We start from the raw sequence: 25117 nt of genomic DNA on the forward strand, positions 1-25117 counted from the left end.
GTTGACTAGCTGAATGAACTAAGACAGTCGTTCTTCAATAATGCCGCCGCCAAGACACACTTCGCCTTGATAGAATACGGCAGACTGACCTGGGGTAACCGCCACTTGTGGCTCGTCAAACATCACTTTGATGGTGTTGTCATCGACTGGGATGACTGTACACGGGATGTCCGTTTGACGATAACGTGTTTTCACGGTGCAACGAGTTGGCTCTGTGATTGGGGTGCGGTCTACCCAATGCAATTGAGAGGCGATAAGACCATTTGATTTCAACAATGGATGATCCGCGCCCTGAACAGCAATCAGCACGTTACGTTTCAGATCTTTATCGGCTACGTACCAAGGCTCTTCAGAGCCGTCTTTGGTGCCACCGATGTGCAAACCTTTACGCTGACCCAGCGTGTGATACATCAGCCCCTGATGCTCACCAATCACTTTACCTTCAGGCGTTTCGATTTTACCCGGTTGCGCTGGCAAATAGCGAGACAAGAAATCGGTAAATTTTCGCTCACCGATGAAACAGATACCGGTCGAATCTTTCTTCTTCGCGGTGATAAGTCCTTGTTCTTCCGCGATGCGGCGAACTTCAGGCTTTTCCAATTCTCCCACTGGGAACAGGCTGCGATCAACTTGCTCGTGGCTTAGTGTATAAAGGAAGTAGCTCTGATCTTTGTTGCTGTCGAGGCCTCGCAACATTTGCGGTTTTTCACCGTTTTGCGGGAAGGTGCGACGCACATAATGACCCATCGCAATGTAGTCTGCATCGAGCACTTCATCAGCAAATTCAAGGAAGGCTTTGAACTTAATTTCTTTGTTACAAAGGATGTCTGGGTTTGGCGTACGACCTGCTTTGTACTCAGCCAGGAAATACTCGAACACGTTGTCCCAGTATTCCGCTGCAAAGTTGATGGTATGCAGATGAATACCCAGTTTGTCACAGACTGCCTGAGCATCCGCCAAATCTTCCGCCGCTGTACAGTATTCTTCGTTGTCATCTTCTTCCCAGTTCTTCATGAACAGGCCTTCAACCTGATAACCCTGCTGTTGAAGAAGATAAGCTGAAACGGATGAATCAACGCCACCTGACATACCGACTATGACTTTCTTTTGGCTGTTTGCGTTGCGGTTCTCTGACATGACTAAACACCACTTGATTAACTAGGAGGCAGATTCTAACAGAAAGATTTTTTTGAGGACAGATCCGCGACCGCAATCACACTTCCTTGCGATGCTATTTGATGCTCTTTCCGCCAGTGGCGAAGCGCTGTACAAAAGGCCCAATGAAAAATGACCGAAGGGAAGGGGATATATATTGACTGCTTTCCTGCGACAAATATCGCTGAGCAATTCGCCAATATAAACATAGCTGCAGAATGTAATCGTTCTTATTTATGGCGTTGATAAAAATATCCACGTTGCAATCGTTTGCTATAATTGTGTGAGTTGCCGCCTTATAGGGTGCGAGGTAGAATCGCGCATCCTTTCATTCCCAAGCCCAAACTGACGTTATGAAATTTCCTGGCCAACGCAAATCCAAGCATTATTTCCCTGTTCACGCGCGCGATCCTCTTGTGATTCAAGCACAAGAAAGCAAAAAAATGTCGCGCACTCATATTATTGGTATCGACCAAACTCTGGTGGATATTGAAGCGAAAGTCGATACTGACTTGATTGAGCGTTATGGTCTGAGTAAAGGGCACTCGCTGGTCATCAGCGATGAAGCGGCCGAAGCACTGTACAATGAGTTGAAGTCTGAACAGCTGATTACCAATGAATATGCGGGTGGCACCATCGGTAACACACTTCATAACTATTCTGTACTGGCTGATGATCGTTCGACCTTATTAGGCGTAATGAGTCAGGATATTAAAATCGGCAGTTATGGTTACCGTTATCTGTGTAATACCTCCAGCCGCATGGATTTGAATTACCTGCAGGGTGTCGATGGCGCTATTGGTCGCTGTTTCGCTCTGATTACTGAAGACGGTGAGCGCACGTTTGCGATCAGTGAAGGTCAGATGAACCAACTGAGCCCGGAAAATATTCCTGAGAAGATTTTCAAAAGTGCTTCAGCGTTAGTAATTACCGCCTATTTGGTGCGTTGTAAAGAAGGCGATCCGATGCCGGAAGCCACCATGCGCGCCATTGAGTACGCGAAAAAATACGACGTTCCTGTCGTACTGACGCTGGGTACTAAGTTCGTGATTCAGGACGATCCTAAATTCTGGCAGGATTTCCTACGTGACCACGTGACGGTTGTCGCGATGAACGAAGATGAAGCGGAGGCTCTGACGGGCGAGCGTGATCCTCTGGCGGCGTCAGATAAAGCGCTGGATTGGGTTGACCTGGTTCTGTGTACCGCAGGTCCGGTTGGCCTGTTTATGGCGGGTTACACTGAGGATTCAGCGAAACGTGAAACCTCTCTGCCTTTATTACCTGGCTCGATTCCAGAATTCAACCGCTATGAGTTCAGCCGTCCTGCCAGCAAAATCAGCTGCATTAATCCTGTTCGTATTTATTCTCATATTTCCCCTTATATGGGTGGTCCTGAGAAAATTAAAAACACCAATGGTGCCGGTGATGCTGCTTTGTCTGCTCTACTGCACGATATGGCAGCAAATAAATACCATAAAGAAAATGTTCCGAATTCAAGCAAACACCAGCATGAATTCTTAACCTATTCTTCATTTTCTCAGGTTTGTAAATATTCAAATCGCGTGAGTTATGAGGTGTTGGTTCAACATTCGCCACGGTTATCCCGTGGACTGCCAGAGCGTGAAGATAGTTTGGAAGAAGCGTACTGGGAACGCTAATTCTTTGTTTAAGAAAATGCCACCGTTAACGGTGGCATTTTTTTATCTGCAGTTTGTTGATGGGTAATTAGAGAACGACGTTCTCAATCTAAAAGTAAAAGCGCTGAATTTTTTAGACAACAATGACTTATAATGTCAGAAAAATCTGAAAAGGCGATAAGACCTTTCTGATTATATGCAACCAATTATAGTCAGTAAGTTTAATATAACGTTTGGTCTGCTGAGATAATCGTATTATATCAAAAATAAAAAAAGCTCCGTGAAGGAGCTTTTTTACTTGGATCTAAGAGCACAAAGGCTTAGAGAGCGAACTCTTCCAGTGATTTACCTTCGTCCAGAGCTTTCTGGATAACAGAAGGTGTACGGCCTTGACCTGTCCAGGTCTTTTCTACGCCGTTGTCCATGTATTTGTATTTCGCTGGACGAGGAGCGCGTTTGCCTTTTGCTTTAGTTTTTGTTTCACCAGCAAGAGCAGTAATTAACGCGTCAACATCAATGCCGTCTTTTGCAATTTGTTCTGCAATTGCTGCCAGTTTCGCTTCCTGAGCTTCGCGTTCTGCGCGTTCTTCTTCTTCAGATTCTTTACGCTCTTGAACAACGATAGTTAATTTATCCAAAGCTTCTTCTAGCTGCTCCAGAGTCAATTCGCGTGCATAAGCGCGCAGGCTGCGAATATTCAATAGAGTTTTCGTAACTTCCGACATTACCGTTTCCTATGAAATAAAATAATTAACAGTTCAATACTAAACCTAGGAATTTATTCTGGCAACATTGAATACAGAATATTAAGCAAAATATCTGTCAAAACTTAAATGCGCGACATTCACTATTATTGTGCAATCCATTCATCCATAAGTTAATTAAGGTTTTAGCGCCAATTTCAGTTAAATAGATGGGTGTTTTTTCTTTCATTATATATATGCAAAGTGATATCCATTGCATAGCGATATGAAATGAGTATCAATGGATGTAAGTTCAATGTGACATTGTGTGGGCGAATTAAAATAACAGGATATGTTGCATTGACAATCTTGATAAGTACAATAGCGCCCACCTAATGGGAAGTACGACGTGAGATTCGGTTAATTTGTATTAACTGCCACTTATTGTCCTACTTTCGATGTAGAGGCGCGGTATCGAATAGTACTCATGGTTGGGGTGATGCCAATGAACCATGATGAAAGGTTTTATCGCCGAAGTCAGTTCGCACATCAAAGCGGCTGGCTGGGGTTGTCAGCGAATAGGGGCAACACTGCCATAGTCTATATTGTTGTTAAACTATGGAGCGCTACTGTAGGGTTGGGTGAAGTGTTCGCTTCCCTTTCGCTTAGTTCAACATAAATTGCGTGCAGCGTTGCGTGGTTTGTCTGCAGTAGATCTCTAGCCATTTATTACTGGTTTTTGAAGATCATGAATGTAATTGATTTTGCTTCCTCTCCACTATCTTTACTTCCGCCGCTGGTGGCTCTTAGCCTCGCTATTGTTACCCGCAAAGTATTGGTATCTCTCGGTGTAGGTATTTTATTAGGTGCGTTACTTCTTGCTGACTACTCTGTCGGTGGGGCATTGAGCTATGTTGGTTCTAAAGTATCGAGTGTCTTTGTTGAAGACGGCGGTCTAAATACTTGGAACATGAGTATTGTTGGCTTCCTGCTTCTGCTGGGTATGATGACGGCGTTGCTGACACTCTCTGGCGGCACTCGTGCGTTCGCTGAGTGGGCTCAGGTTCGAGTGAAAAGTAAACGAGGCTCTAAACTTCTGGCCGCTTTCCTGGGCGTGTTCATTTTTGTTGATGACTACTTTAACAGCCTGGCCGTAGGTTCTATTGCTCGTCCGGTTACTGACCGCTTTTACGTGTCTCGCGCTAAACTGGCGTATATTCTGGATTCGACCGCAGCGCCAATGTGTGTAGTGATGCCAGCATCAAGCTGGGGTGCCTACATTATGACCATCATCGGTGGCATTCTGGTGTCACACGGTATCACTGACTATTCACCACTGGGTGCGTACATGCGTCTGGTACCGATGAACTTCTACGCGATCTTCGCTCTGTTGATGGTATTCGCGGTGGTCTGGTTCAAGATGGACATCGGCCCAATGCGTCAACATGAAATTAATGCGTCTCAGGGCCGAGGTTTCGACAGTGACGATGATAGTGACTCTCAAGCGGCTCACGATCTCAATGAAGAGCTGGATATCCGCGAAAGCGAGCACGGTAAAGTGTCTGATCTGATCCTGCCTATCGTTCTACTGATCATCGCTACTATTGGCGCGATGCTCTTCACGGGTGGTCAATCACTAGCCAGCGATGGTATTGCGTTCAACGTGTTGGGCGCATTTGAAAATACCGATGTGGGTACTTCACTGATTTACGGTGGCCTGGTTGGTTTGGCTGTGGCTTTGTATACCGTTCTGAAGCAGCGTATTGGTTTGGGTGAAATCGCGAAAACACTGTGGATCGGTGCGAAATCGATGTTCGGTGCGATTCTGATTCTGATTTTCGCCTGGACAATCGGTTCTGTTATCGGCGACATGAAAACCGGTGCTTACCTTTCATCCATGGTGCAAGGCAACATCAACCCACACTGGTTGCCAGTGATTCTATTTGCTCTGTCGGGGATCATGGCGTTCTCGACCGGTACTTCTTGGGGCACATTCGGCATCATGCTGCCGATTGCAGGGGATATGGCTGGTGCTACCGATGTAGCTCTGATGCTGCCAATGCTGAGTGCTGTGCTGGCAGGTTCGGTATTTGGTGACCACTGTTCACCAATTTCAGATACCACGATTCTGTCTTCAACTGGTGCACGTTGTAATCACATCGATCACGTATCAACGCAGCTTCCTTACTCTTTGGCGGTAGCTGGTGTTTCTGCGGTAGGTTTCGTGGTGCTGGGTATGACGGCGTCAGTGATGTTGTCGTTTGCCGCAGCGAGCGCAGCCTTCATCGCGGTATGTTTTGTTTTTGTCAGTCTGTCAAAAGCGAAAATGACCAGTTGCGAAACGGCTTAATCGTCGAATTCCAAATAAAAAACTCCGCCCAGGCGGAGTTTTTTATTTCTGCAGATTGTACTTTTTCAAAAGTCGGTAAAGAGTGGTGCGAGATATTCCCATATAGCGGGCTGCGGCACTCATATTGTGTTTATGATCGCTGATGACCTGCAATAAATAGTCGGAATCAATCGTATCGGAAGCGGGCAGCATTTGACGGTCGATAATTTCTAATCCCAAATCCGCAATAGTGATGTTCTTATCACCACACATAATGATCGCTCTTTGGATCACGTTGCGCAGTTCCCGCACATTGCCCGGCCAAGAGTGGCGGCTGAGATAATCCAGTACCGGTTTGGTCAGATGTTTTTTCTTACCATCGCTTAACACATTGAGGAAATACTGAGCGTAGCCGGTGATATCGACTTTGCGCTCGCGCAATGGGGGAATAAAGAGCGGCAAAATATTGAGGCGATAATATAAATCTTCCCGGAATCCACCTTGAATAATGTCTTGCTTCAAATCTACATGGCTGGCCGCAATAATGCGGCAATTGACCACTACGCTGCTGTCTGAGCCCAAACGCTGCATCTTTTTGGACTCAAGAAAGTGCAGCAGATGAATTTGCAAGTCCGGTGGCATATCACCAATCTCATCGAGAAATAGTGTGCCGTTGTGCGAGCGTTGGATGTAACCAATATGGTCAGAAATAGCGCCGGTAAATGCGCCTTTTTGGTGGCCAAACAGTTCAGACGCAATCAGACCACTGGCGATGGAACCGCAGTTCACTTCAATGAATGGGTGATCACGCCGCGCAGAGAGTTTATGTATCAGTTTGGCACACAGACCTTTGCCCACACCGGTTTCACCTTGGATAAGGACTTCAGCGTCACTGTTGGCGTATTTCAAAATCTTGTTGCGCACATCTGCCATGCTGGAGCTCTCGCCGATCAGTTCCAGCGTGTTGTAAGCTGCGGCACACAATGAATCTACATGAGCACTCACTTCACGATACCAAGGTAAAATGACCTCTTTAAACTTAGCGTAACTTAAGGTCTAGACCGTGTCTTACATTTAAGAAACCACAAAGGCTTGCTCATCTTTATGTGATGTGGTGCATATCTTTGTCAGTGACTTGCGCTCAAATATCACTTTTTGATGAAATTGAGGAAGTGGCCGCTAAGAAAATCGGATGAGTTCCGTACTAATACTTTATTCGTTTCTTCGGGTTGGTGATGGAGACCGCTTCGGTGTGGATTCATCAGGTGAAAAAAATATAAATTAGCGGTTGCAAATTATCTCCAGCTTGGTTAGTGTTGAAAGCAATCCAGTTAACCAACCCAAAGTTGTTAAGTATGCGTAATTTTGTAATGAACATTCATCATCACCATCATCCCTAAGTTGTCTTTCGGGAGATGTACGCATACCCGGGAGGCAGGACGCTCCCGGTGGTTACATGAAAATATTTACAGATTTCAGACCCTCGGGAGACCAATCTCTCGAGGGTTTTTTACTATTTGGCTTTTATAAATCTTAAATAAATTCAACAAGTTATTAAGGAAGAATGTAATGCAAACACAACGCCTAAGAATCGCAATTCAAAAGAAAGGTCGCCTGAGCAAAGAGTGTCAGGAACTGCTGAAAAAATGTGGTGTGAAATTCAATATCATGGGTGAGCGCCTGGTCGTGCACTCACTAAATATGCCGATTGACCTGTTGCTGGTTCGTGATGACGATATTCCTGGCCTGATCATGGACGGTGTTGTGGATTTAGGTTTCGTGGGTGAAAACGTACTGGAAGAAACCCGTCTTGATCGTAAGGCTCTCAACCAGCCGAGTGAATTTGTTTCTTTGCGTCGTATGGATTTCGGAGGCTGTCGCCTGTCTATCGCCATCGATAAAGAACTGCCATACAACAGTCCACAAGATCTGCGTGGCAAACGCATCGCAACCACCTATCCGCAACTGCTAAAAGCCTACATGGATGAGCAGGGCATTGACTTCACTACTTGTATGCTAACCGGTTCGGTGGAAGTGGCACCACGTGCTGGCCTGGCTGACGCTATTGCTGACCTGGTTTCTACCGGCGCAACTCTGGAAGCGAACGGCCTGAAAGAAGTGGAAGTCATTTACCAGTCTAAAGCGGTTCTGATTCAGCGCAGCGGTGATTTCGCGGCTGATAAAGTTGAACTGATTGAAAAGCTGCTGGCTCGTATGCAGGGCGTTCAACAAGCAAAAGAATCGAAGTACATCATGCTGCATGCTCCGGTGGATAAACTGGCGCAAGTGAAATCCCTGTTGCCGGGTGCTGAAGATCCAACCGTTCTGCCTCTTTCTGCTGATAAAACCAAGGTGGCCGTACACATGGTGAGCTCAGAGAATCTGTTCTGGGAAACGATGGAACAGCTGAAAGCATTAGGCGCAAGTTCTATTCTTGTTCTACCAATCGAAAAGATTATGGAGTAATCGCGATGAGAACTGTTGTTTGGCAATCGTTGAGTGAAACTCAGCAAGATTCCATTCTGGAGCGTCCTGCCATTGCAGAAGGTGCCAATATTACTGCTGCCGTTTCGGAAGTGATCGCGAAGGTGCGTGCAGAAGGCGATGCTGCGCTGCTGGAGCTGACTGCAAAGTTTGACCGTGTGACACCAGAATCGATTCGTGTCACTCAAGACGAAATTGACGCAGCGTCTGAACGTCTTAGCGACGAGATGAAACAGGCACTGGAGCAGGCTTACACCAATATCGCAAAGTTCCATAAAGCACAGAAACCGCAACCAATTAAGGTCGAAACCATGCCGGGTGTGGTGTGTGAGCAAGTGACACACGCCATCAATAAAGTGGGCCTTTATATTCCGGGTGGTAGCGCACCACTGCCGTCAACAGTATTGATGTTGGGTGTTCCGGCGCAAATTGCGGGTTGCCGTAAAGTGGTGCTGTGTTCACCGCCGCCGATTGCCGACGAAATTCTGTATGTAGCCAAGCTGTGTAAGATTGATGAAGTCTATAACGTTGGCGGCGGCCAGGCGATTGCGGCCATGGCTTACGGCACCGAAACCGTGGCTAAAGTCGATAAGATTTTTGGCCCGGGTAACGCGTATGTCACCGAAGCTAAGCGTCAGGTGAGCAACGATTTCCGCGGTGCGGCGATTGATATGCCAGCAGGCCCATCAGAAGTATTGGTTATTGCTGACGATACCGCTGACCCAGATTTTATCGCCGCTGATTTGCTCAGCCAGGCAGAACACGGCCCAGATTCTCAAGTTGTGTTAGTGACGCCATCACCAGTCGTTGCCGACAAAGTGACCGACGCAGTGCAAAAGCAACTGAAAGAACTATCACGTTCCGGTATCGCTGAAAAAGCGCTGGCATCTAGCTTAATCATCATCGCTGAGTCGCTGACTCAAGCAGTATCGATTTCAAACTTCTATGGTCCGGAGCACCTGATTGTTCAGACCAAAAATCCACGTGAGTTGGTGCCACTGCTCGACAATGCTGGTTCTATTTTCCTGGGTGACTGGTCGCCAGAGTCGGTTGGCGATTACGCATCAGGTACTAACCACGTACTGCCGACCTACGGTTATACCCGTACCTACTCAAGTTTGGGCTTGGCAGACTTCAGTAAACGAATGACAGTGCAAGAGCTGAGTGCAGAGGGTCTGCAAACTCTGGCTCCGACCGTTGTAGCAATGGCAAATGCGGAAGGTCTGGATGCACACAAACGTGCCGTGACCATTCGAGTAGAAAAGTTACAGAAGGCTTAATCATCATGGAAAAACTCGCACGTAAACAAGTTCAGGCATTGACCCCGTATCTGTCTGCACGCCGCATTGGTGGTAGTGGTGATGTATGGCTGAATGCCAATGAATCACCATTTGATAACGAGTACAAAACGGATTTTGCCCGCCTCAACCGTTACAGCGATTGCCAACCTAAAGCCTTGATTCAGGCTTATGCCAATTACGCTGGTGTAAAACCAGAACAGGTTCTGACTTCGCGTGGTGCTGATGAAGGCATCGAATTGCTGATTCGTGCCTTTTGTGAACCGAATGAAGATGCGATTTTATTCTGTCCGCCGACATACGGTATGTACGCCATCAGTGCCGAAACCTTTGGTGTAGAACGCAAGAAAGTACCGCTTACCCAAGACTGGCAACTTGATCTGCCAACTATCGAAGCCAATCTGGACAACGTGAAATTGGTGTTTGTGTGCAGCCCGAACAACCCAACCGGAAATCTGGTGAAGCGCGAAGACATCATCTCATTATTAGAGATGACCAAAGGCCGGGCGATTGTGGTGATGGATGAAGCGTATATCGACTTCTGCCCGGAAGCGTCCACCGTTGACTTACTGGCTGAGTACTCGAATCTGGCGATTCTGCGCACATTGTCGAAAGCATTTGCGCTGGCCGGGCTACGTTGTGGTTTCACGCTGGCAAACGCAGAACTTATCAACGTTTTGCTGAAAGTGATTGCCCCTTACCCAGTGCCGGTGCCTGTGGCGGATATCGCGGTGCAGGCGCTGTCTGAAGCCGGGCTGGCACGTGCCAAATTCCAGGTGCTGGATTTGAATGCCAACCGTGCTTACCTGCAAGTTGGCTTGCAGATGATTGACGGTGTCCAGGTATTTGAAGGCTGGGGCAACTATTTGCTGGTGAAATTCCCGGATGGCGACGCGCTGTTTAAAGCAGCATGGGAACACGGCATCATCTTGCGCAATTCACCGATTGAAAATTGTGTGCGCATTTCGGTGGGTAACCGTGAAGAGTGTGAGAAAACGGTCGCGTTTATTCGCAACTACTACCAGTAATTAAAAGTTATGACATGCAGCGGGTATCGCTGCTGTAAGAAAAGGACATTCCCGTGAGCAATCAACAGAAAATTCTTTTTATCGACCGTGATGGCACCTTAATTGTTGAGCCACCTGTCGATTTTCAGGTCGACCGTTTAGACAAACTCAAACTCGAACCGTATGTGATTCCGAGTCTGCTGACTCTTCAGGACGCGGGCTACCGTCTGGTCATGGTGACCAATCAGGACGGATTGGGGACTGACAGCTACCCACAAGAAGATTTCGATGCGCCACACAATATGATGATGGAGATTTTCGAATCTCAGGGCGTTAAATTTGATGACGTGCTGATCTGCCCACACTTTGAAAAAGACAACTGTTCATGCCGTAAACCAAAATTGGGCATGGTGAAAGAGTACCTGCAAGGCGGCAAAGTTGATTTCAAACACTCCGTGGTGATTGGCGATCGCATGACCGATCTGCAATTGGCAGAGAACATGGCGATTCGCGGTATTCAATATAATCCGCAAACCATGGGCTGGCGCGAGATTGTGAAAGACCTGACCGTCAAAGCGCGCACAGCAGAAGTGGTACGTAAAACCAAAGAGACCGACATTCTGGTTGCGGTGAATTTGGATGAAACCGGTGGCAATCAAATCGAGACAGGCTTGGGTTTCTTCGACCACATGCTGGATCAAATTGCGACCCACGGCGGCTTCCAACTCAAACTGAAAGTCGTGGGTGACTTACACATCGACGATCACCATACGGTAGAAGACACCGCATTGGCTTTGGGGCAGGCACTGAAAGAGGCTCTGGGTGACAAACGTGGCATTGGTCGCTTTGGTTTCACCCTGCCAATGGATGAATGTTTGGCGCAATGCGCACTGGACTTATCGGGTCGCCCGTATCTTAAATTCGACGCAGATTTCAGCCGCCCACAGGTTGGCGATTTGTCGACTGAGATGGTGTATCACTTTTTCCGCTCTTTAACCGACACCTTAGCGTGTACGCTACATCTGTCATCGGCGGGCGAGAACGATCACCACATCATCGAAAGCTTGTTTAAAGCCTTTGGCCGCACGCTGCGCCAAGCGATTCAGGTGCAGGGCAATGAACTGCCGAGCAGTAAAGGGGTGCTGTGATGAGCCAGAAAGTTGTCATTATTGATACCGGTTGTGCCAACGTCTCTTCGGTGAAGTTTGCCATTGAACGTTTGGGCTACGACGTGTCGATTTCGAAAGACCCAGAGGTCGTGCTCGCGGCAGACAAATTATTCCTTCCTGGCGTCGGTACGGCCAGCGAAGCGATGAAAAACCTAGAGCAGCGCAATCTGATCGAGCTGGTCAAGAAAGTTGAAAAGCCGATGCTTGGTATCTGTTTAGGCATGCAACTGATGGGTAAACTGTCAGAAGAAAAAGGCCAGAAAGCCGATGAGATTGTCGATTGTCTTGGTCTTGTCCGTGGCGAGGTCCGCCTGATGCAAACGGGTGATTTGCCACTGCCGCACATGGGTTGGAATACCGTGTCGGCCAACGCTGGCAATCCGCTGTTTAAAGGGATCGAAGAGGGTGAGTACTTTTACTTCGTTCACAGCTTTGCCATGCCCGTCGGCGATTACACCATTGCGCAATGTGAGTACGGTCAGCCCTTCAGCGCCGCGATTCAAAACGGCAACTACTACGGTGTGCAGTTTCACCCAGAGCGCTCTTCAAGAGCAGGCTCTAAGCTGATTCAAAACTTTCTGGAACTGTAAGGATTGACGTCTGGCGACAATGTCGTCAGGCAGGAATAAGGATTTAGAATGATCATTCCCGCATTAGATTTAATTGAAGGTCAGGTCGTTCGCCTTTATCAAGGCGATTACGGCCAAGTGACCGAATACAAAGTAGACCCGGCAGAGCAGTTCAACCTTTATCACCAAGCGGGTGCAAACTGGCTGCATTTGGTTGATTTAACCGGCGCGAAAGACACCTCAGCGCGCCAACTGGACTTAATTGCCAAACTCTTGGCGAGTACGCCAGCCAATATTCAAATCGGCGGCGGTGTGCGCAGCGAACAAGATGTGATTGACCTGCTGGAAGCGGGCGCGCAACGGGTGGTCGTGGGTTCCACCGCGGTCAAACAGCCGGAACTGGTGAAAGGTTGGATGAGCAAATACGGCGCGGAGAAAATCGTGCTGGCGCTCGACATCAACATCGACGACAAGGGCGTGCGCAAAGTTGCCATCTCCGGTTGGCAGGAAGATTCAGGCGTAACAATTGAAGCGCTGATCGAGAACTACCTGACCGTTGGGCTCAAACACGTCCTGTGCACCGATATTTCACGCGACGGCACGTTGGCTGGTTCAAATGTGGGCTTGTATGTCGACTTGTGCAAGCAGTACCCACAAGTGCAATTCCAGTCATCCGGTGGCATTGGCAGCTTAGCGGATATCGAAGCGCTGAAAGACACTGGTGTCGCAGGCGTGATCGTTGGCCGCGCGCTGCTGGATGGCAAATTCACCGCTGAGGAGGCATTCGCATGTTGGCAAAACGCATAATTCCATGTCTTGATGTCCGTGATGGACAGGTGGTGAAAGGCGTTCAGTTTCGCAACCACGAAATCATAGGTGACATCGTACCGCTGGCAAAACGCTACGCAGAAGAAGGCGCCGATGAACTGGTGTTTTACGATATCACCGCATCAAGTGATGGCCGAGTGGTGGATAAAAGCTGGGTGGCACGCGTTGCAGAAGTGATTGATATTCCGTTCTGTGTTGCGGGTGGCATTAAATCCGCAGATGACGCGGCGCGCATTCTGGAGTTTGGTGCCGACAAAGTTTCCATCAACTCACCCGCGCTGGCCAATCCGCTGCTGATCACCGATTTAGCGGATAAATTTGGCGTTCAATGTATCGTCGTCGGCATCGATTCCTATTACGACAAAGAGACGGGCAAGTATCAGGTTTACCAGTTTACCGGTGATGAAGCGCGCACTAAAGCCACCCAATGGGAAACCAAAGATTGGGTGCAAGAAGTACAAAAGCGTGGTGCAGGTGAAATCGTGCTGAATATGATGAACCAAGATGGCGTGCGAAATGGCTACGATTTAGAGCAGCTCAATATGGTACGTGCAGTCTGTAAAGTGCCGCTGATTGCTTCGGGCGGCGCGGGCGCGATGGAACACTTTGCGGACGCGTTCAAGTTGGCGAATGTCGACGGCGCTCTAGCGGCATCGGTATTTCACAAGCAAATCATTAATATCGGTGAACTCAAACACTATCTAAAACAACAACAGATCGAGGTAAGACTATGAGCCAAGCAGTAACGACAGCGCTCTCAGACCGTATTAACTGGGACAAGGTCGATGGTCTGGTGCCGGCGATCGTTCAAGATTTTGCATCCAGCCAGGTGCTGATGATGGGCTACATGAACCAAGAGGCGCTGGCGAAAACATTAGAAACCAATCAGGTGACATTTTTCTCCCGTACCAAGCAGCGCCTTTGGACCAAAGGTGAGACGTCGGGTAATGTGCTTGAACTCAAGAACATTGCACTTGATTGCGACCAAGATACTCTGCTGGTCAAAGTGAATCCGATTGGCCCGACGTGCCATACCGGCACAACGACGTGTTGGGATGGTGACGCGCAAGAGGAGTCGCAAATGGTTTGGCTTCATCAACTTGAGCAGCTACTGGCTGCCCGCAAGAGTGCCGACCCAGAATCCTCTTACACCGCTAGCCTTTATGCGCGTGGCACCAAACGCATTTCGCAGAAAGTGGGTGAAGAAGGCGTTGAAGTCGCGCTTGCGGCGACGTCGGGCGATAAGGCGGAGCTGATTTGTGAATCGGCAGACTTGATTTATCACCTGCTGGTATTGCTACAAGACCAAGGGCTTGCCATGAACGATGTGATTAACAAGCTCAAAGAGCGTCACAAGTAATAAAGAAAACGCCCCTGATTGGGGCGTTTTTTATGGGAAGTCGGCAAATTAAATCTCAATGTGTTTCCATTCGCCGGGCTGGAGGTCGCCCAGAACAATATCGCCCATCGAATAACGGATCAGACGCAGAGTCGGAAAACCGATATTGGCCGTCATGCGACGCACCTGACGGTTACGTCCTTCGATAATGGTAATAGCGAGCCAGGTTGTCGGAATAGCGGCTCGAAAGCGCACTGGCGGATTACGCTCCCACACTTCAGGTTCAGGCATGATTTCAACGATAGCAGGTAATGTCGGGCCATCTTTCAATTCGACACCGTTTCTCAGTTTATCCAGATCCGCTTCCTGGGGGGCACCTTCCACTTGCACCCAATAGGTTTTAGGCGATTTGGACTGCGGCTGAGTCAGCTTGGCTTGCAGAATGCCATCGTTGGTCAACACCATCAAACCTTCACTGTCGCGGTCCAGGCGGCCAGCGGCGTACACATCTTTGACTGGAATAAAGTCGGCCAGCGTTTTACGCCCATCGCCATCGGTAAACTGACTCAGCGTATCGAAGGGCTTGTTAAAAATCACAACCTTACGTTCTTGAGGTGAAACTCTTGGTTTGTCGGTACGTGAACGCACCGATGACGCAGGCTTATTTGGACGTGCAGAACCCGGGCGTTTTGCCTGTTTAAAATGAGATTTGCCTGTGGGACGAGAAGAGGGAGAAGAAGCTCGCGGTGAGCGGGATGACATGTTAAGTACCTTGCAAAAATGTGAATGAGTTGTGTTTGAAAGTTTTCTGGCTGTCGATTTTAGGCTATCATTTGCGCGCCCGAAAACAGGATTGACGAACAAGATGATAGACTATTATCTTGCTTTTGTTTAATTATAACTGCCTTCACTCACGGACTAAACCGAACACAATGAATGTCGTTCGACCTGAGACTTGAAAGAGTGGGATTATCGTGCACAAGTTTGAGGATGTAATACTTACTTGAGTACGGACATTCACACAGTGCTGTTTCATCCAATGGTGCTGTTAGAACAAATAGGGAAAGTTCATGCCTACAGAAAAACCTACAATTATTTATACCATTACTGACGAAGCACCGGCGCTTGCCACGTATTCATTACTGCCAATCATTCAGTCATTCACGGCATCGTCAGGCATCAATGTTGACACGCGTGATATTTCGCTAGCAGGCCGTATTCTGGCCAACTTCCCTGAGCATTTGAAAGAAGAACAACGCATTGGCGACGCACTGGCTGAACTGGGCGAGTTGGCTCAGACGCCAGAAGCGAACATCATCAAACTGCCGAACATCTCTGCCTCTATTCCTCAGCTGAAAGCCGCGATCAAAGAGCTGCAAGACAAAGGCTACGCGCTACCAAACTACCCTGAAGAGCCAAGTACGTACGAAGAAGAAGCGATCAAAGCTACGTACGACAAAATCAAAGGCAGTGCGGTGAACCCAGTGCTGCGTGAAGGTAACTCAGACCGCCGCGCGCCAGCATCAGTGAAGAACTATGCGAAGAAAAACCCGCACTCAATGGGCGCATGGTCCAAAGATTCTCAATCACACGTTTCAAGCATGGAAGATAAAGACTTCTTTGGCAGCGAGAAATCGGTGACGCTGAGCGGTGCAACTCAAGTTTCGATTGAATTTGTTGGCAACGATGGCTCAACCAAAGTGCTGAAGAAACCATTCGCACTGCAAGATAAAGAAATCATTGATACCAGCGTACTGAGTAAAAAGGCGCTGATTGAATTCTTTGAAAAAGAAATCGCGGATGCGAAAGCGCAGAACGTTCTGCTGTCGCTGCACATGAAAGCGACCATGATGAAAGTGTCTGACCCCGTGATTTTCGGTCACGCGGTGAAGGTGTACTACAAAGACGTCTTCGCGAAATACGGTAAAGTGTTTGAAGAGCTGGGCGTTGACGTGAACAACGGTTTGGGTGATGTGTACGCGAAAATTCAGACTCTGCCAGAAGCGCAGCGCACTGAAATTGAAGCAGCGATTCAAGCGGTTTACGAAACTCAGCCACCACTGGCGATGGTTGATTCTGACCGTGGTATCACCAACCTGCACGTACCAAGTGACATTATCGTTGACGCATCAATGCCAGCGATGATTCGTTCTTCTGGTCAAATGTGGGGCCCAGACGGTAAACAGAAAGATACGAAAGCGATGATCCCGGATCGTTGTTACTCGGGCGTTTACCAAGCGGTGATCGAATTCTGTAAAGAGAACGGCGCGTTTGACCCAACCACCATGGGCAGCGTACCGAACGTGGGTCTGATGGCTCAGAAAGCGGAAGAGTACGGCTCACACGATAAAACGTTCATCCTTGATGCAGACGGCGCCGTGCGCGTTGTCGATGCTGAAGGCAATGTACTGCTTGAGCAAGCTGTGGAAGCAGGCGACATCTTCCGTATGTGTCAGGTAAAAGATGCGCCAATCCAAGATTGGGTGAAACTGGCGGTAACTCGCGCTCGCGCATCAGGCGCGCCAGCGGTATTCTGGCTGGATGAAGCACGTGCGCATGACGCAGAGCTGATCAAGAAAGTGAACCAGTACCTGCCTGAGCACGACACAGCCGGTCTGGAAATCAAGATCCTGTCTCCGGTTGAAGCGACTAAGTTCTCACTGATTCGTATCAAGCAAGGTCTGGACACTATCTCCGTAACGGGTAACGTATTGCGTGACTACCTGACTGACTTGTTCCCAATTCTGGAACTGGGTACGTCAGCGAAAATGCTGTCTATCGTGCCACTGATGAATGGTGGTGGTCTGTTTGAGACTGGCGCAGGTGGCTCGGCTCCAAAACACGTTCAACAAGTTCAGAAAGAAAACCATCTACGTTGGGATTCACTGGGTGAATTCCTGGCTCTGGCCGCTTCTCTGGAGCACCTGAGCGTGGTGACTGGCAATGCGAAAGCGCAGGTTCTGGCGGACGCACTGGACAAAGCAACGGGCAAATTCCTTGATACCAACAAGTCACCATCACGTAAAGTGGGTGAACTGGACAACCGTGGCAGCCACTTCTATCTAGCGATGTACTGGGCAGAAGCTCTGGCTGAGCAGACCGCAGATGCGGATCTGGCAGCGGAATTTGCTCCAATCGCGCAACAGCTGAAAGACAACGAAGAGAAGATCGTTGCTGAACTGAATGGCGCGCAAGGTGTGGCGGGCGATTTGGGCGGTTACTACCTGCCTGAATTTGAGAAAGCGGCACCACTGATGCGCCCGAGTGCAACTCTGAATCACATTGTTGACCGTGCATAAATACACAGACAATAAAAAACCCGCCAGCTGGCGGGTTTTCTTTTTTCAGTCCGGTAGAGTTTACTGGCTGTGTATTACAAATGTTTTGGCAGCGATTATTTTGCTAATTGACCTTCAATCGGTACGACGCTGCTCGCGTGGTAACCTTTAGGTCCTTGTTCAACCTCATACGATACCTGTTGGCCCGCCTTCAGTGTGCGGTAGCCATCCATTTGAATCGTTGAGTAGTGTGCAAAAATGTCTCCATCTTCACCCTCAGGACAAATAAACCCAAATCCTTTGGCGTTGTTGAACCATTTCACTGTACCTGTAGCCATGCTATACATCCCTCATGCATTTTGTTACTGATGTTGTTGAAGAGAACACTCTCTTTTCTCCATCGAAGAGCTCTCCAAATAGTGAATAGCAATTCAGCCGCTGCCAAATTTTTAGTCACTAATTGACCAATGTAGTCAATGATTGAACACAGTCAATAGTAAAAACGTATAAAGATATAGAGTTTTATAAGTAAATCACTTTTGTTGCCATCTTGCGTCAAGTTGGCACTTGTTTGATTGCAACTTCGTTAACTTTCCTATCTATCCGTGGCATTTTGATAAAAATGCTATTTGCAAATAGCGAAGCATATTGTGAGTGCGTTTGCATAATGGTGGCGTCTTTTTGAACGTTTGCTTGTGTGATGAAGCTGAATAGCAATGTTTTATTTGCAGCGATACAATTGCTGCATTAGTCTCTAAGTAAGGGTTGTTTTTCACCTGAACTGACAGCATGTTACGTTATGAAACCGTGCTGATAGAAGGGACTGGAATGTCTAATTTGTTTGAGAAACAGTCTGAAATACGGCCGTCATGAGTAAAAATTTTGAATGGGTAACTCCAGGCTCAGATTTACTGGAGCGAGAAGAAACAGCAATTAAGCCGCCGGCTATGTATAACGTGGTGTTAAACAACGATGACTACACACCGATGGACTTTGTAATCGAAATCCTGGAACGTTTCTTTTCGATGGATATTGAAAGAGCAACTCAAGTGATGCTGAAAGTGCATTACGAAGGGAAAGCAATTTGTGGCACATTTACTGCAGAGGTTGCAGAGACGAAAGTCGCACAGGTGACAATGTACTCAAGGGAAAATGAGCATCCACTGCTGTGTACCATGGAGCGAGCTTAGCACTTGCGACGACAATGTGGTTGTTCCTTAAGGAGGCCTTATGCTTAACAAAGAACTAGAGTCGAGTCTAAATGGCGCGTTCGCTCGGGCGCGAGACAAAAGACATGAATTTATGACCGTCGAGCACCTCCTACTTGCATTGTTGGAAAACGATGCAGCGAAGGAAGCATTACTGGCCTGTCAGGCAGATATCGACACATTACGTCGTGAACTTGACACTTTTATCGACCAAACAACCCCTCTCATTCCTGAAAATGATGAAACTCGCGAAACACAGCCAACACTGAGTTTTCAGCGCGTGCTTCAACGCGCGGTATTCCATGTGCAGTCATCTGGCCGCAGTGAAGTGACTGGCGCAAACGTGCTGGTGGCGATCTTTAGCGAGCAAGAGTCTCACGCTGCATATTTGCTGAAGAAAAATGATATCAGCCGTCTGGATATCGTGAACTACATTTCCCACGGCATTACCAAAGCATCCAGTTCTGGCGATGAGCCATCGTCCGATTCGTTTGGCACAGAGAGTGGTGAAGACGTCAGCTCTGATGAACGTCTGGAAAGTTTTGCCACTAACCTGAATCATCTGGCGAAACAAGGTCAAATCGATCCTCTGATCGGTCGTGACAAAGAACTGGAACGTACGATTCAGGTGTTGTGCCGCCGTCGTAAAAACAACCCGCTGTTAGTGGGTGAAGCTGGCGTTGGTAAAACTGCCATTGCAGAAGGCTTGGCGTGGAGAATTGTAGAAGGCCAGGTGCCTGAAGTGATTCAGAACAGCGTGATCTACTCGTTAGACATCGGTTCACTGCTGGCTGGAACAAAATACCGTGGTGATTTCGAAAAACGTTTCAAATCCATTCTGAAACAGTTGGAGAAAGAGAAAGACGCCATTCTGTTCATTGACGAAATCCACACCATTATCGGTGCAGGTGCTGCGTCTGGTGGACAGGTAGATGCGGCAAACCTGATCAAGCCTCTACTGAGCAGCGGAAAGCTACGTTGTATCGGTTCAACGACTTATCAGGAATACAGTAATATTTTCGAAAAAGAACGCGCGCTTTCTCGTCGGTTCCAGAAAATTGATATCGTCGAGCCTTCATTAGACGACACCACCAAAATTCTGATGGGTCTGAAGCCGAAATACGAAGCGCACCACGATGTACGTTACACCAAAGAAGCGCTGCGTGCCGCGGTAGAGTTGTCGGCGAAATACATCAACGAACGTCATCTGCCAGACAAAGCGATTGACGTGATTGACGAAGCCGGTGCACGTGTTCGCTTGATGCCAGCCAGCCGCCGTAAAAAAACGGTTGGTGTTGCAGAAATCGAAGCCATGGTTGCCAAAATGGCGCGTATTCCGGAAAAATCAGTCTCTTCATCTGACAAAGATATCCTGAAAAATCTGGATAAAAAGATGAAGATGTTAGTGTTCGGACAAGACAACGCTATTGATGTTCTGACCGAGTCCATCAAACTAACTCGTGCAGGTCTGGGGTCGGACAATCGTCCGGTCGGTTCGTTCCTGTTTGCTGGCCCAACTGGGGTCGGTAAAACAGAAGTGACCGTCCAGCTATCTAAGCTGCTGGGCATCGAACTGCTGCGCTTTGACATGTCGGAATACGGCGAGCGTCATTCGGTCAGCCGTTTGATCGGCGCACCTCCGGGTTATGTGGGATTCGATCAGGGTGGTTTGTTGACAGATGCCGTTATCAAACATCCACACTCAGTCGTACTGCTGGATGAGATTGAAAAAGCGCACCCGGATATCTTTAACCTGCTGCTACAGGTGATGGACAATGGCACACTGACGGATAATAACGGCCGCAAAGCTGACTTCCGCAATGTGATTTTGGTGATGACCACCAACGCTGGTGTCGCGGAGACGGTGAAAAAATCGATCGGTATGATTCAGCAGGATCATAGTCATGATGCGATGGCGGAAATCAAGAAGGTGTTCACGCCAGAGTTTCGTAACCGTCTGGACCACATCATTTGGTTCAACGCGCTGGACGAGCGTGTGATTCATCAGGTTGTCGACAAGTTCATCGTCGAGTTGCAAGTACAACTTGATGCGCGTGGTGTCTCACTGGAAGTGTCGGAAGACGCTCGCCACTGGTTGGCAGTGAAAGGCTATGACCGTGAAATGGGCGCGCGTCCGATGGGCAGAGTGATTCAGGAACAGCTGAAGAAACCACTGGCCAACGAGCTGCTGTTCGGTTCTCTGGTGGATGGTGGTACGGTTAAAGTGGACCTGAACGAAGATCAACTCACCTTCAAGTACATGGGTACACGAGAAGAAGTGGTTCATTGATCTCACGGCACAAACAAAAAAGCGCACTCAGAGTAGTGCGCTTTTTCTTTGCTGTTCATCCTGTCTCTCAGGCAACAAAAACGGAGCTCAAAGCTCCGTTTTTGTTGCATTCGAAAATCAGTGATTAACGAGCACGGAAGACGATGCGGCCTTTAGTCAGGTCGTATGGAGTCATCTCTACAGTAACTTTGTCACCAGTAAGAATACGAATGTAGTTCTTACGCATTTTACCAGAGATGTGAGCTGTTACTACGTGACCGTTTTCTAGCTCAACACGGAACATTGTGTTTGGAAGAGTATCAAGGACCGTACCTTGCATCTCAATTACGTCTTCTTTAGCCATTTAATCCTCTTTAGAAATTAGGCAAAAATTAACGGCCGCATTCTGCCGTTAATCAATCAATATGTAAAGTTGGGGCGTATTCTACCCTTGCCAACGCTGATTTACTAGCCTTTGATGAGGCTGGAAGCGCACTTTGTAGTTCATGGCAGGACATTCATCGATTTGATATCCCAAATAAAGCCATTGTTTACCCATTTGTCGACAAAGCTCCAGTTGGGTCAGCACACCGAGTGTGCCCAGCGAGAGTGGGTGGTCCGGGTCAAAGAAGGTGTAAAATGCACTGGCGCTGTGGGGAAGCAAATCGGTAATCGCGATCGCAACCAAGGTATCATGATGATAAATATGCAAATAGCGTGTATCGAGCCACTCAGAATGTGCGAACTTATCAAACTCGTCTTTGCGCGGCGGGTACATGGTGCCGTTGCGATGGCGCGCTTTAATATAACGTGAATAGAGCGCGAACCAGTTTTTGTCCATATCGTCCTTGAGTTCCCAACGACACTCGCGGTGCGTTTTAGCGAGCAATCGCTTCTGACTTTTGGATGGTACAAAATCTGCCACAGAAACCCGCAGAGCTTCGCAGGCACTGCAGGTATCACAATGGGGCTTGTAAATCGTATCTCCGCTGCGGCGAAAACCGTTGGCCAGCAGAGTTTCATAATTTTCTGGCGATTGCATCTGAGTGTCGATAGCGACCGCGACGCGCTCCATACGGTCTTTGAGGTAGCTGCACGGATGGTTGTTGGTGAGACCAATACGAATATGTTGCAGATCGGAACTCATACTTACTCCTCAGCAGATGCTTCAACCGGGCAAGTCAGCCATTGAGGTTGAAAACAATTTTCTGTTACACGCTGTTCTTTTAAAGATAGCAATGATTGCATGAATTTGTCGCGGGATAATTCCTTTGCACCCAATGATTTAAGGTGCGGGTTCATCACCTGGCAATCAATCAACTGACCTTGATTGGTTTTGAAATGATGGCAGAAATACCACAATGCAATTTTTGATGCGTTGGTTGCAAGGCTGAACATCGACTCGCCACAAAATAATCGGCCTACTTCAATACCATACAATCCACCAATTAAGGCGTCCTGGTGCCACACTTCCACCGAATGACACTTTCCTGCACGGGCAAGCTGAGTGTAGGCCTGACGCATTTCTTCATTCAGCCAGGTCTCTTCCGGAGAACGTACCGCCGCGCACATATCAATGACATCAGCGGTCGCGTGATTAATACTGACAGTGTATTGGTGTTTGCGTTGAAACTTTTTCACACTTTTTGCCGGAATGAAGGTCTTAGGATCAAACACAGCGCGTGGCGAAGGGCTCCACCATAGAATAGGCTCATCAGGACCATACCAAGGAAAAATGCCGCTTTGGTAACCTTGGTAAATCCGCTCGGGATTGAGATCGCCCCCAAACGCCAGCAGGCCATTAGGTTCTTTCAGCGCAGAGTAGGGAGAGGGAAAATCAAAGTTTCCCGGTGCCAGTTCGGTGAGATATATCGCCATAGCTTCGTTAGTGTCCTAGTAACCCAAGCAGTTTCCCAACAACATTCATCTTCAAGGAGATAAAAATGAAACGGTGGTTTTTGATCTTATTGATTTTTCCTTTGTTTGCCAATGCTGCCTACCTGCGAAATCAGGCTCGCCCAGTGAATGAGGTGGTGTTCGGCCAGGTTGAAACGGTACGCTACATCTCTCAACAAGATATCGTGCATTCAAAGGCGAATGGTTGGGAGACTCTGCTTGGCGCCGTAGTTGGTGGGTTGATTGGCAACCAGTTTGGGGATGGGCATGGTCGAGAAGTCGCGACGGCGATTGGTGCGGTGGCGGGCGCGGGCATTGCTCGTTCCAATGCCAACCAAACCTATCATGTAGAGTATCGTCTGGTGGAAATTCTGATCAAAACTTCAGAAGGGAAGTTGATTGACGTGATTCAGGATGTCGATAGTCAGATGTTGTTCAGTTCCGGTGACCGGGTACGTATTCTGTATTTTGACGATGGAGTAAGAGTGGATAAGGAGATGTAGCCTGGTCTGTACGGCTTTCCGCTGGCGGCTATGGTGTCGGCAGAATTTCATTTTAAACCGCAGATTAGCACTGGCTATCCCCATAGAATTTGGTTAGTCTGCGGGTACGAAGAATTTTCACTGCCCTAAATAAAAACAGGAATAGTGGCGGTGCAAGGAACACAACTTTAATGGAAAGCCTCACGTTACAACCCATTGCCAAAATTGACGGAGAAGTGAACCTTCCGGGTTCCAAAAGTGTATCAAACCGCGCTCTGCTGCTAGCTGCGTTAGCCAAAGGTACGACGCGTCTGACCAACCTACTCGACAGTGATGATATTCGCCACATGTTGAATGCCCTGAGCAAGCTGGGCGTGGTGTATCGTTTGTCAGAAGACAAAACCGAATGTGAAGTGGAAGGGCTCGGTAAGCCGTTTACCGTCTCTGAGCTTCAGGAACTGTTCTTAGGTAACGCAGGTACTGCTATGCGCCCTCTGGCCGCTGCGTTGTGTCTGGGAGAGGGCGAGTTCATCCTGACGGGTGAGCCGCGCATGAAGGAGCGCCCAATCGGCCATCTGGTTGATGCTTTGCGTCAAGCTGGTGCGCAGATCGAGTATCTGGAAAACGAAAACTACCCACCATTGCGTATCACGGGTACAGGTTTAGAGTCGGGAACCGTCTCAATTGACGGCTCGATCTCCAGTCAGTTCTTAACTGCTTTTCTGATGTCTGCCCCTTTGGCAAAAGGTAAAGTAACCATCAAGATTGAGGGTGAGCTGGTATCGAAACCCTATATCGACATTACTCTGCACATCATGGAACAGTTTGGCGTTCAGGTGATCAACAACGATTATCAGGAATTTGTCATTCCAGCTGGCCAGTCTTATGTTGCTCCAGGTAACTTCCTGGTAGAAGGGGATGCATCATCGGCGTCTTATTTCTTGGCCGCGGCCGCGATTAAAGGTGGCCAGGTAAAAGTGACCGGTATCGGTAAGAACAGTATTCAGGGTGATATTCAATTCGCTGAAGCGTTGGAAAAAATGGGCGCACAAATCGAATGGGGTGATGATTATGTTATCGCTCGTCGCGGCGAACTGAATGCGGTGGATTTGGATTTCAACCATATTCCTGATGCTGCAATGACCATTGCTACTACGGCCCTGTTTGCCTGCGGCACTACGGCGATTCGCAATGTATATAACTGGCGAGTGAAAGAGACAGACCGACTGGCCGCAATGGCGACTGAGTTGCGTAAAGTCGGTGCAACGGTGGAAGAGGGTGAAGATTACATCATCATTACGCCACCGGAGCAGTTGATTCATGCCGCGATTGATACGTACGACGACCATCGTATGGCGATGTGCTTCTCTTTGGTTGCTCTGAGCGATACGCCAGTGACCATTAATGACCCTAAGTGTACGTCAAAAACCTTCCCGGATTATTTTGATAAGTTTGCACAGCTGAGTCACTAAAGTGATTGAAATAA

General features: G+C 48.2%; 23 protein-coding genes, 1 riboswitch and 1 other annotated feature. Of the genes, 15 read left to right on the forward strand and 8 right to left on the reverse strand.

What is annotated here, in order from left to right; all coding sequences use genetic code 11:
• Nucleotides 1–18: 18 nt before the first annotated feature.
• The gene (gene mnmA / locus DYA43_RS05595; protein WP_020330200.1) at nucleotides 19–1137 is read right to left on the reverse strand and encodes a tRNA 2-thiouridine(34) synthase MnmA; all 1119 of its coding nucleotides are present in this window, start codon (nucleotides 1135–1137) and stop codon (nucleotides 19–21) included.
• Nucleotides 1138–1508: 371 nt separating this feature from the next.
• On the opposite strand from mnmA, the gene DYA43_RS05600 reads away from it, so the two are divergent.
• A complete protein-coding gene (locus tag DYA43_RS05600) occupies nucleotides 1509–2813 on the forward strand; it encodes an inosine/guanosine kinase (protein ID WP_020330202.1) in 1305 nt (434 codons plus the stop codon).
• Nucleotides 2814–3112: 299 nt separating this feature from the next.
• Here the strand turns inward: DYA43_RS05600 and DYA43_RS05605 are convergent, their stop codons facing one another.
• Nucleotides 3113–3517, reverse strand: a complete 405-nt coding sequence (locus tag DYA43_RS05605) for an H-NS family histone-like protein (protein WP_020330203.1) — start codon at nucleotides 3515–3517, stop codon at nucleotides 3113–3115.
• A gap of 411 nt (nucleotides 3518–3928) precedes the next feature.
• Nucleotides 3929–4112, forward strand: a riboswitch (Lysine riboswitch).
• 111 nt (nucleotides 4113–4223) lie between these two features.
• Between DYA43_RS05605 and DYA43_RS05610 the strand changes: the two genes are divergently transcribed.
• Nucleotides 4224–5825 (forward strand): Na+/H+ antiporter NhaC family protein, encoded by a 1602-nt coding sequence (locus DYA43_RS05610; RefSeq protein ID WP_020330204.1) that lies wholly within the window; start codon nucleotides 4224–4226, stop codon nucleotides 5823–5825.
• Between the two features lie 42 nt (nucleotides 5826–5867).
• Here DYA43_RS05610 and DYA43_RS05615 read toward each other — a convergent pair whose 3' ends face one another.
• Nucleotides 5868–6809 (reverse strand): sigma-54 interaction domain-containing protein, encoded by a 942-nt coding sequence (locus DYA43_RS05615; protein ID WP_038128219.1) that lies wholly within the window; start codon nucleotides 6807–6809, stop codon nucleotides 5868–5870.
• Between the two features lie 373 nt (nucleotides 6810–7182).
• Nucleotides 7183–7319, forward strand: a sequence feature (His leader region).
• A 54-nt stretch (nucleotides 7320–7373) separates the two neighbouring features.
• On the opposite strand from DYA43_RS05615, the gene hisG reads away from it, so the two are divergent.
• The 8 genes from hisG to hisIE are packed head-to-tail and all read left to right on the forward strand — an operon-like array spanning nucleotide 7374 to nucleotide 14519.
• A complete protein-coding gene (gene hisG / locus DYA43_RS05620; RefSeq protein WP_020330206.1) occupies nucleotides 7374–8270 on the forward strand; it encodes an ATP phosphoribosyltransferase in 897 nt (298 codons plus the stop codon).
• Between the two features lie 5 nt (nucleotides 8271–8275).
• Nucleotides 8276–9568: a histidinol dehydrogenase gene (gene hisD, locus DYA43_RS05625; protein ID WP_061056405.1), complete on the forward strand. Its 1293-nt coding sequence runs from the start codon at nucleotides 8276–8278 to the stop codon at nucleotides 9566–9568.
• Nucleotides 9569–9573: 5 nt separating this feature from the next.
• Nucleotides 9574–10614 carry a histidinol-phosphate transaminase gene (gene hisC / locus DYA43_RS05630; RefSeq protein ID WP_020330208.1) on the forward strand — a complete coding sequence of 347 codons (1041 nt, stop codon included), beginning with the start codon at nucleotides 9574–9576 and terminating at the stop codon, nucleotides 10612–10614.
• 53 nt (nucleotides 10615–10667) lie between these two features.
• A complete protein-coding gene (hisB, locus tag DYA43_RS05635) occupies nucleotides 10668–11741 on the forward strand; it encodes a bifunctional histidinol-phosphatase/imidazoleglycerol-phosphate dehydratase HisB (protein WP_024374599.1) in 1074 nt (357 codons plus the stop codon).
• Nucleotides 11741–12352 carry an imidazole glycerol phosphate synthase subunit HisH gene (gene hisH / locus DYA43_RS05640; RefSeq protein ID WP_061056406.1) on the forward strand — a complete coding sequence of 204 codons (612 nt, stop codon included), beginning with the start codon at nucleotides 11741–11743 and terminating at the stop codon, nucleotides 12350–12352. Before hisB ends, hisH begins: the two co-directional genes overlap by 1 nt.
• Nucleotides 12353–12400: 48 nt before the next feature.
• Entirely contained in the window at nucleotides 12401–13138 is a 738-nt protein-coding gene (gene hisA / locus DYA43_RS05645) for a 1-(5-phosphoribosyl)-5-[(5-phosphoribosylamino)methylideneamino]imidazole-4-carboxamide isomerase (protein ID WP_061056407.1), read from the forward strand.
• Nucleotides 13120–13893, forward strand: a complete 774-nt coding sequence (hisF, locus tag DYA43_RS05650; protein ID WP_061056408.1) for an imidazole glycerol phosphate synthase subunit HisF — start codon at nucleotides 13120–13122, stop codon at nucleotides 13891–13893. The genes hisA and hisF overlap by 19 nt, the downstream gene beginning before the upstream one ends.
• Entirely contained in the window at nucleotides 13890–14519 is a 630-nt protein-coding gene (gene hisIE, locus DYA43_RS05655; RefSeq protein ID WP_047458173.1) for a bifunctional phosphoribosyl-AMP cyclohydrolase/phosphoribosyl-ATP diphosphatase HisIE, read from the forward strand. The genes hisF and hisIE overlap by 4 nt, the downstream gene beginning before the upstream one ends.
• 48 nt (nucleotides 14520–14567) lie before the next feature.
• Here the strand turns inward: hisIE and DYA43_RS05660 are convergent, their stop codons facing one another.
• A complete protein-coding gene (locus DYA43_RS05660; RefSeq protein WP_207958706.1) occupies nucleotides 14568–15260 on the reverse strand; it encodes a pseudouridine synthase in 693 nt (230 codons plus the stop codon).
• A gap of 308 nt (nucleotides 15261–15568) precedes the next feature.
• On the opposite strand from DYA43_RS05660, the gene DYA43_RS05665 reads away from it, so the two are divergent.
• Complete coding sequence (locus DYA43_RS05665; RefSeq protein WP_061056409.1) at nucleotides 15569–17797, forward strand: NADP-dependent isocitrate dehydrogenase; 2229 nt, start codon at nucleotides 15569–15571, stop codon at nucleotides 17795–17797.
• A 95-nt stretch (nucleotides 17798–17892) separates the two neighbouring features.
• On the opposite strand, the gene cspD is transcribed toward DYA43_RS05665, so the two are convergent.
• On the reverse strand, nucleotides 17893–18114 hold the full coding sequence (gene cspD, locus DYA43_RS05670; protein ID WP_020330217.1) for a cold shock domain-containing protein CspD: 222 nt from the start codon (nucleotides 18112–18114) through the stop codon (nucleotides 17893–17895).
• Between the two features lie 531 nt (nucleotides 18115–18645).
• Between cspD and clpS the strand changes: the two genes are divergently transcribed.
• Nucleotides 18646–18966, forward strand: a complete 321-nt coding sequence (gene clpS / locus DYA43_RS05675; protein ID WP_020330218.1) for an ATP-dependent Clp protease adapter ClpS — start codon at nucleotides 18646–18648, stop codon at nucleotides 18964–18966.
• Between the two features lie 40 nt (nucleotides 18967–19006).
• The gene (gene clpA, locus DYA43_RS05680) at nucleotides 19007–21274 is read left to right on the forward strand and encodes an ATP-dependent Clp protease ATP-binding subunit ClpA (protein ID WP_020330219.1); all 2268 of its coding nucleotides are present in this window, start codon (nucleotides 19007–19009) and stop codon (nucleotides 21272–21274) included.
• 124 nt (nucleotides 21275–21398) lie between these two features.
• On the opposite strand, the gene infA is transcribed toward clpA, so the two are convergent.
• The 3 genes from infA to aat all read right to left on the reverse strand — a co-directional run bounded on the left by infA (nucleotide 21399) and on the right by aat (nucleotide 23131).
• On the reverse strand, nucleotides 21399–21617 hold the full coding sequence (infA, locus tag DYA43_RS05685) for a translation initiation factor IF-1 (RefSeq protein ID WP_006075347.1): 219 nt from the start codon (nucleotides 21615–21617) through the stop codon (nucleotides 21399–21401).
• An 81-nt stretch (nucleotides 21618–21698) separates the two neighbouring features.
• Nucleotides 21699–22400, reverse strand: coding sequence for an arginyltransferase (locus tag DYA43_RS05690; protein WP_024374702.1), 702 nt, complete (start codon nucleotides 22398–22400; stop codon nucleotides 21699–21701).
• Nucleotides 22401–22402: 2 nt separating this feature from the next.
• Nucleotides 22403–23131, reverse strand: coding sequence for a leucyl/phenylalanyl-tRNA--protein transferase (gene aat / locus DYA43_RS05695; RefSeq protein WP_061056410.1), 729 nt, complete (start codon nucleotides 23129–23131; stop codon nucleotides 22403–22405).
• Between the two features lie 65 nt (nucleotides 23132–23196).
• Here aat and DYA43_RS05700 point away from each other — a divergent pair, with 65 nt between their 5' ends.
• Together DYA43_RS05700 and aroA are read left to right on the forward strand one after the other, a co-directional pair.
• Nucleotides 23197–23652, forward strand: coding sequence for an outer membrane lipoprotein (locus tag DYA43_RS05700; protein ID WP_061056411.1), 456 nt, complete (start codon nucleotides 23197–23199; stop codon nucleotides 23650–23652).
• Nucleotides 23653–23822: 170 nt separating this feature from the next.
• Nucleotides 23823–25103 (forward strand): 3-phosphoshikimate 1-carboxyvinyltransferase, encoded by a 1281-nt coding sequence (gene aroA, locus DYA43_RS05705; protein WP_020330223.1) that lies wholly within the window; start codon nucleotides 23823–23825, stop codon nucleotides 25101–25103.
• Nucleotides 25104–25117: the final 14 nt, after the last annotated feature.

Origin of the sequence: Vibrio fluvialis (assembly GCF_900460245.1) — a bacterium.
In the GTDB taxonomy this organism is placed as follows: Bacteria; Pseudomonadota; Gammaproteobacteria; order Enterobacterales; family Vibrionaceae; genus Vibrio; species Vibrio fluvialis.

Bases quoted from the DNA above. Each gene is read 5' to 3' on its own strand.
- mnmA (WP_020330200.1), bottom strand. From the start codon at position 1,137: ATGTCAGAGAACCGCAACGCAAACAGCCAAAAGAAAGTCATAGTCGGT.
- DYA43_RS05600 (WP_020330202.1), top strand. From the start codon at position 1,509: ATGAAATTTCCTGGCCAACGCAAATCCAAGCATTATTTCCCTGTTCAC.
- DYA43_RS05605 (WP_020330203.1), bottom strand. From the start codon at position 3,517: ATGTCGGAAGTTACGAAAACTCTATTGAATATTCGCAGCCTGCGCGCT.
- DYA43_RS05610 (WP_020330204.1), top strand. From the start codon at position 4,224: ATGAATGTAATTGATTTTGCTTCCTCTCCACTATCTTTACTTCCGCCG.
- hisG (WP_020330206.1), top strand. From the start codon at position 7,374: ATGCAAACACAACGCCTAAGAATCGCAATTCAAAAGAAAGGTCGCCTG.
- hisD (WP_061056405.1), top strand. From the start codon at position 8,276: ATGAGAACTGTTGTTTGGCAATCGTTGAGTGAAACTCAGCAAGATTCC.
- hisC (WP_020330208.1), top strand. From the start codon at position 9,574: ATGGAAAAACTCGCACGTAAACAAGTTCAGGCATTGACCCCGTATCTG.
- hisH (WP_061056406.1), top strand. From the start codon at position 11,741: ATGAGCCAGAAAGTTGTCATTATTGATACCGGTTGTGCCAACGTCTCT.
- hisA (WP_061056407.1), top strand. From the start codon at position 12,401: ATGATCATTCCCGCATTAGATTTAATTGAAGGTCAGGTCGTTCGCCTT.
- hisF (WP_061056408.1), top strand. From the start codon at position 13,120: ATGTTGGCAAAACGCATAATTCCATGTCTTGATGTCCGTGATGGACAG.
- hisIE (WP_047458173.1), top strand. From the start codon at position 13,890: ATGAGCCAAGCAGTAACGACAGCGCTCTCAGACCGTATTAACTGGGAC.
- DYA43_RS05660 (WP_207958706.1), bottom strand. From the start codon at position 15,260: ATGTCATCCCGCTCACCGCGAGCTTCTTCTCCCTCTTCTCGTCCCACA.
- DYA43_RS05665 (WP_061056409.1), top strand. From the start codon at position 15,569: ATGCCTACAGAAAAACCTACAATTATTTATACCATTACTGACGAAGCA.
- cspD (WP_020330217.1), bottom strand. From the start codon at position 18,114: ATGGCTACAGGTACAGTGAAATGGTTCAACAACGCCAAAGGATTTGGG.
- clpS (WP_020330218.1), top strand. From the start codon at position 18,646: ATGAGTAAAAATTTTGAATGGGTAACTCCAGGCTCAGATTTACTGGAG.
- clpA (WP_020330219.1), top strand. From the start codon at position 19,007: ATGCTTAACAAAGAACTAGAGTCGAGTCTAAATGGCGCGTTCGCTCGG.
- infA (WP_006075347.1), bottom strand. From the start codon at position 21,617: ATGGCTAAAGAAGACGTAATTGAGATGCAAGGTACGGTCCTTGATACT.
- DYA43_RS05690 (WP_024374702.1), bottom strand. From the start codon at position 22,400: ATGAGTTCCGATCTGCAACATATTCGTATTGGTCTCACCAACAACCAT.
- aat (WP_061056410.1), bottom strand. From the start codon at position 23,131: ATGGCGATATATCTCACCGAACTGGCACCGGGAAACTTTGATTTTCCC.
- DYA43_RS05700 (WP_061056411.1), top strand. From the start codon at position 23,197: ATGAAACGGTGGTTTTTGATCTTATTGATTTTTCCTTTGTTTGCCAAT.
- aroA (WP_020330223.1), top strand. From the start codon at position 23,823: ATGGAAAGCCTCACGTTACAACCCATTGCCAAAATTGACGGAGAAGTG.